This is a genomic window from Sphingomonas sp., from assembly GCF_035317925.1.
Taxonomy (GTDB): Bacteria; Pseudomonadota; Alphaproteobacteria; order Sphingomonadales; family Sphingomonadaceae; genus Sphingomonas_I.
Map to the genome: position 1 here is coordinate 1 of NZ_DATHFV010000102.1, position 5,417 is coordinate 5,417.

Consider the following 5,417-nt stretch of genomic DNA (forward strand, 5'->3'; position numbering starts at 1 on the left):
CGGTACACACGCTCAATCTCGCGCATCTGATGCCGCTGTCCGCGGTCTGGGCCGGTCCGTCCGGCGACCGCCATTTGGATGGGCCGCCTTTGCTCCTGACCGAAACTGGCGGCGTGACGCCGTTCCGGTTCGCGGCGCATGTCGGCGATGTCGGCCACATCCTGATCGTCGGCCCGACCGGCGCCGGCAAGTCGGTGCTGCTGGCGCTGATCGCGCTCCAATTCCGCCGTTATCCCGGCGCGCAGATCATCCTGTTCGACAAGGGCCGCTCGGCGCGCGCGCCGGTGCTCGCCTGTGGCGGCCTGCATCACCTGCTGGGCGTCGAGGCGGCGGAATGCGGTCTCGCCTTTCAACCGCTGCGCGACATTCCGAACGAAACCGAGCGCGCCTGGGCGGCCGAATGGATCGGATCGCTGATCGAGCAGGAAGGCATCGCGCTGACACCCGATCACAAGGATTCGATCTGGACCGCGCTCACCAGCCTGGCCTCGGCGCCCGCGCAGGAACGGACGCTGACCGGCCTCGCGATGGTGCTGCAATCCAACCCGCTTCGCGCCGCGCTCCAGCCGTTCACGCTTGAGGGACCTTATGGTGCCCTGCTCGACGCGGCGGAGGAGTCGCTGTGCGGCGCCGATGTCCAATGCTTCGAGATGGAAGCCTTGATGGCGACCCCGGGCCTGGTCGCGCCGGTATTGTCGTTCCTGTTCCACAGGCTCGAAGCGCGGTTTGACGGCCGCCCGACCCTGTTGGTGTTGGACGAGGCCTGGCTGTTCCTCGATCATCCGCTGTTTGCCGGCCGCATCCGCGATTGGCTGAAGACCCTGCGCAAGCGGAATGTCGGTGTCGTCTTCGCCACCCAGAGCCTCGCCGACATCTCGGCCAGCAGCATCGCGCCCGCGATCATCGAAAGCTGCCCGCAGCGCATCTTCCTGCCGAACGACCGCGCGATCGAGCCGCAGTCGCAGGCCGCCTATGAACAGTTCGGGCTTAACGAGCGGCAGATCATGCTGATCGCGCGGGCGACCCCCAAGCGGCATTATTACCTCCAGTCGGCGCAGGGGAACCGGCTGTTCGAGCTTGGGCTGGGGCCGATCGCGCTCGCGCTCTGCGGCCGTAGTGGCGCGGACGATCAGAAAGCCATCGATGCCGCGCTCGATACCGGCGGCCGTGCCGGCTTCCTCGAAGCCTTCCTGACCGCTGCCGGCCTCGGCTGGGCCGCGCAGATGACGGCCGATTTCCAGAGCCCCGCAAACCGCAAAGGAGAGGGAATGTGACTGTACGAACCTTTATGCGCGATCATCGCCTCGGTCTCGCCGCTTCTGTCGCGATCGGCGGCGTCGGGCTGGCGGTCGTCGGCGTGCCCCATTGCCCGTCGGCCGAAGCGCAACTCGGCGTGTTCGATGCCGGCAATTATGCGCAAAATGCGCTGACCGCGGCGCGCACGCTGCAGCAGATCAACAACCAGATCCAGGCGCTGCAAAACCAGGCGACCATGCTGACCAGCATGGCGCGCAACCTGAAGCAAGCCGGTTTTCCGGAAGTAGATCGCCTCAATCAGTCGCTCATCGCGATCGATAAATTGATGGGGCAGGGGCAGGGGATCACCTTCAAGGCTGGCGACCTCGACATCCAGTTCGACCGGCTGTTTCCGCAATCGACGCCAACCAACACGACTTCGGCCGCGCTCGCGGTGCAGGCCAAGGTCCGGCTCGACGCCGCCACCGCCGCTTTCCGCCAGACCATGCAGGTGCAGAGCCAAGTCGTCACTGCCGTCCAGGACGACGCGCCGACGCTGGCAGCACTGATGGGGCGCAGTCAAGGCTCAGAGGGTGGACTCCAGGCGGCGCAAGTGACGAACCAGTTGCTGGCGCTTGCCTCCAAGCAGCAGTTCCAGATCGAGAATCTGATGGCGGCGCAATTCCGGGCGCAGGCAATCGAGCGGCAAGCGCGCGCGCAAAGCACGAGCGATGCGCGCGACGCAACCAAGCGCTTCCTCGGTTCGGGGAGCTTCTACCCTCATCAATAGGCAGCCGGATTGATGTCAGCCCGGTCAGGTTGAGCCGACAAAATCATCGGTCGAGGTGATGAACGTGAACGACGCAACGATCATCGATCAATTCCTGCAAACCTTCATCCGCTACATCGACAGCGGCTTTGGTCTGCTGGGCTCTGATGTCCGGTTTTTGACCGCTACCTTGATCGGCATCGATATCACGCTGGCCGGCCTATTCTGGGCGATGGGTGGCGAGAGCGACGTCCTGTCGCGTCTGATCCGCAAGATCCTCTACGTCGGCGTATTCGCCTACATCATCAATCAGTTTTCGGCGCTCGCCGACATTATCTTCCGGTCATTCACCTCGGCGGGTCTGACCGCGAGTGGTGGCGCGATGAGCGCCGACGACTTGCTCCGGCCCGGCAAGCTGGCTGGCACTGGCTTTGACGCAGCCCGTCCGCTTCTCGATCAGATTTCCAAGCTGGCCGGCTTCACGACCTTCTTCGACAATTTCCTCACCATCGTCGTGCTGCTGTTCGCCTGGGCGCTTATCATCCTCGCCTTCTTCGTTCTGGCCGTGCAGGTCTTCGTCACGATCCTGGAATTCAAGCTGACCGCGCTCGCGGGCTTCGTGCTCGTGCCGTTCGCGCTCTGGAACCGTACCGCGTTCCTCGCCGAGCGCGTGCTCGGCAACGTCGTCTCGTCCGGCATCAAGGTGATGGTGCTTGCCGTCATCATAGGCATCGGCTCCAATTTCTTCAGCCAGTTTACGAACAGCCTGGCGGGGCAGGAGCCCGATATCGCCCAGGCGATGAGCCTCGTGCTGGCGTCGCTGACCCTGTTCGGCCTCGGCATTTTCGGGCCTGGCATCGCCTCGGGCCTGGTCGCGGGCGCGCCGCAATTGGGCGCGGGCGCGGCACTTGGCACCGCCGTCGGTGCAGCCGGCGTAACCGCGCTCGGCGGAATGGCGGCAGCGGGCGCGGTAGGGGCCGCCGGCGCGGGCGTACTCTCGGCGGTGCGGGCGGGCACGACAATGGGGTCGGCCGCGAACGCGGCGTTTCAACTCGGCCAAAGTGCGGCCGGCTCCAAAAGCATAAGCGCCGGCCTCAAGGGCGTGGCCCAGGCCGTCGGTAACAGTGTGCGCGACCGCGTGGGCAGCGGGCTGGGACTGCGCGAGGCGGCCAATCGCGGGCGCGACGCCGCCTGGAATGCGATGGCCGGACATGCGGCGAATGACGCCGGCGGCGCGCCTCAGCAGCAACCGCCGGCCTGGGCGACCGCGATGCGCCGTCGGCAGGAAGCGCGCCACCATGGGCAGGCCGCGGTCCAGACGCTCCGCGAAGGCGACCGTGGTGGCGCATCGGCGGCTCCCGATATCCGCGAGAAGGAGGATTGAGATGATCTTCAGGCGCAGCATCCAGCGGTACGGGCAGACGCCTCCCGCCGAGACGCCGTTTCACCGCGCGGGCCAGATATGGGACGAGCGTATTGGTTCGGCCCGCGTACAGGCGCGCAACTGGCGGCTGATCGCGTTCGGAACGCTGGGCCTGTCCGGTGCGATGGCCGGCGGCCTCGTCTGGCAGTCGCAGCAAAGCCGGATCGTGCCTTATGTGGTCGAAGTCGATCATCTCGGCGAACCGCGGGCGGTCAACGCCGCCGACGCCAAGGTGCGCGCCACCGATCCGCAGATCGCCTGGGGTCTCGCCCGCTTCGTCGAGGATGTCCGTGCGGTGTCGCTCGATCCGGTGCTGATGCGCCGCCAGTGGTTGCGTGCCTACGACTTCGTGACCGAACGCGGCGCGCAATTCCTCGGCGACTATGCGCGGCGCGCCGAGCCGTTTGCGCATATCGGTGAGCATAGTGCCTCGGTCGAAGTGACCAGCGTGGTCCGCGCCTCCGATCGGACCTTCGAGGTCAAGTGGGTGGAATCGACCTTCGAGCGCGGCGTGCGCACGTCGCTCGCGCACTGGACCGCGTTCGTGACGGTCGAGATCAGGCCGCCAGCGACCGCCGACACGCTCAGGCGCAATCCACTCGGTCTCTATGTCGACGGAATTTCCTGGAGCCGGGAGCTGGATGCGGCCCGGCCCGGCCCAGCCAGTCCTTCGTCCCCGTCCGGCGCCGTTGCTGCGCCCTTGCCCCAAGTCCCGACCACCGAGGAGACCCTGTCATGACCCTCCGGTTTTCGCTGCCTGTCTGCGCGCTCGCGCTTGTTATGGTTCCGCCCGCGCTGGCGGTCCAACCCGGCCGATGGCGACCCCATAAACCATGGGCGGCGACCACGGTCGCGCACGCCAACCGCGCCGCGACGGTCGCGCCGGCGGCGCCGGCCTTCGTCAACGCGAACCAAGTCTATGCTTTCGCGGATGGCGCCATCTACCAAGTGTTCACCGCGCCGGAACGCGTGACCGATATCGAGCTTCAGCCGGGCGAGGCGCTCGGCGCAGTCGCGAGCGGCGATACCGCGCGCTGGGTGATTGGCGATACGGCCAGCGGCAGCGGCGAGACCAAGCGGACACATGTGCTGGTCAAACCCTTCGCGCCCGACCTCCGCACCAACATCATCATCACGACCGACCGTCGGACCTATCACCTGTCGCTCATCAGTACGCGCGGGACGGCGATGGCGGCGCTGTCGTGGACCTATCCCGCCGACACGCTGCTCGCCTTCAAGGCGGCGGAAGCCGACAAGGCTCAGGCCGAACCGATCGCGGTCGGCTTCAACATCGACCAGCTCAATTTCGGCTATGCGATCAGCGGTGCCAATCCGACCTGGCGCCCCCTGCGCGCCTTCGATGACGGTCGGCAGACCTTCATTGAGTTTCCGGCAGCGCTGGCGACCGCTGAGGCGCCGCCCTTGTTCCTGCTCGGAGCGGACGGCGCCGCCCAATTGGTCAACTATCGCCTGCGCGGCCGCTATTATGTGGTCGATCGCCTGTTCGACGCGGCCGAGCTGCGCATCGGCGGCAAGGACAAGACGGTGGTGCGGATCAGCCGGCAGGCGGCAAAATCGAGGCATGTGTCGTGAGCAGCACCGCGCCCGAGAGCCTGGGCCTTTCGCCGGCACCAAAGGCGGCCCCGGAGCAGTTCGAGCTGCGCGGGAGGCCCGCCCAACCGATCCGCTTCAAGCGTCGGATGATCGTTGGGTCAGCGGCGATCTGTTCGACCGCGCTGGCCGGGACGATCTGGCTTTCGCTGCGACCGCACGCGTCGGCGCCGATCGAAGAAGCCCCATTCCACGAGGCAAAGGGTCCGGCCGAAACCGTGAAGGGGCTTCCAGCCGATTATTCGAGCGTCCCCGAGCTCGGGCCACCGCTTCCCGGCGATCTCGGTCGCCCCATTCTCGACCGGCAGCGTCAATTGGCGGCGCAAGCCGACGCCAGCGCGCCAGTTCCCGCGCAACCGGATGCGCGGATTAAGCGGG

4 protein-coding genes and 2 pseudogenes are annotated in these 5,417 nt (G+C 66.6%); all 6 read left to right on the plus strand.

Translation table 11 applies throughout. From position 1 onward, the window contains the following. A pseudogene (locus VK533_RS07525) lies at window positions 1-1,274 on the plus strand (conjugal transfer protein TrbE); the annotation flags it as partial. A 14-nt stretch (window positions 1,275-1,288) separates the two neighbouring features. Further along, a complete protein-coding gene (gene trbJ / locus VK533_RS07530; RefSeq protein WP_324376248.1) occupies window positions 1,289-2,026 on the plus strand; it encodes a P-type conjugative transfer protein TrbJ in 738 nt (245 codons plus the stop codon). 64 nt (window positions 2,027-2,090) lie between these two features. After that, a complete protein-coding gene (trbL, locus tag VK533_RS07535; protein ID WP_324376249.1) occupies window positions 2,091-3,389 on the plus strand; it encodes a P-type conjugative transfer protein TrbL in 1,299 nt (432 codons plus the stop codon). Between the two features lies 1 nt (window position 3,390). After that, window positions 3,391-4,167: a conjugal transfer protein TrbF gene (gene trbF / locus VK533_RS07540; RefSeq protein ID WP_324376250.1), complete on the plus strand. Its 777-nt coding sequence runs from the start codon at window positions 3,391-3,393 to the stop codon at window positions 4,165-4,167. Next, the gene (trbG, locus tag VK533_RS07545; protein WP_324376251.1) at window positions 4,164-5,021 is read left to right on the plus strand and encodes a P-type conjugative transfer protein TrbG; all 858 of its coding nucleotides are present in this window, start codon (window positions 4,164-4,166) and stop codon (window positions 5,019-5,021) included. Before trbF ends, trbG begins: the two co-directional genes overlap by 4 nt. Further along, window positions 5,018-5,417 (plus strand): annotated as a pseudogene (locus VK533_RS07550) (conjugal transfer protein TrbI); the annotation flags it as partial. The gene trbG and the pseudogene VK533_RS07550, both read left to right, overlap by 4 nt.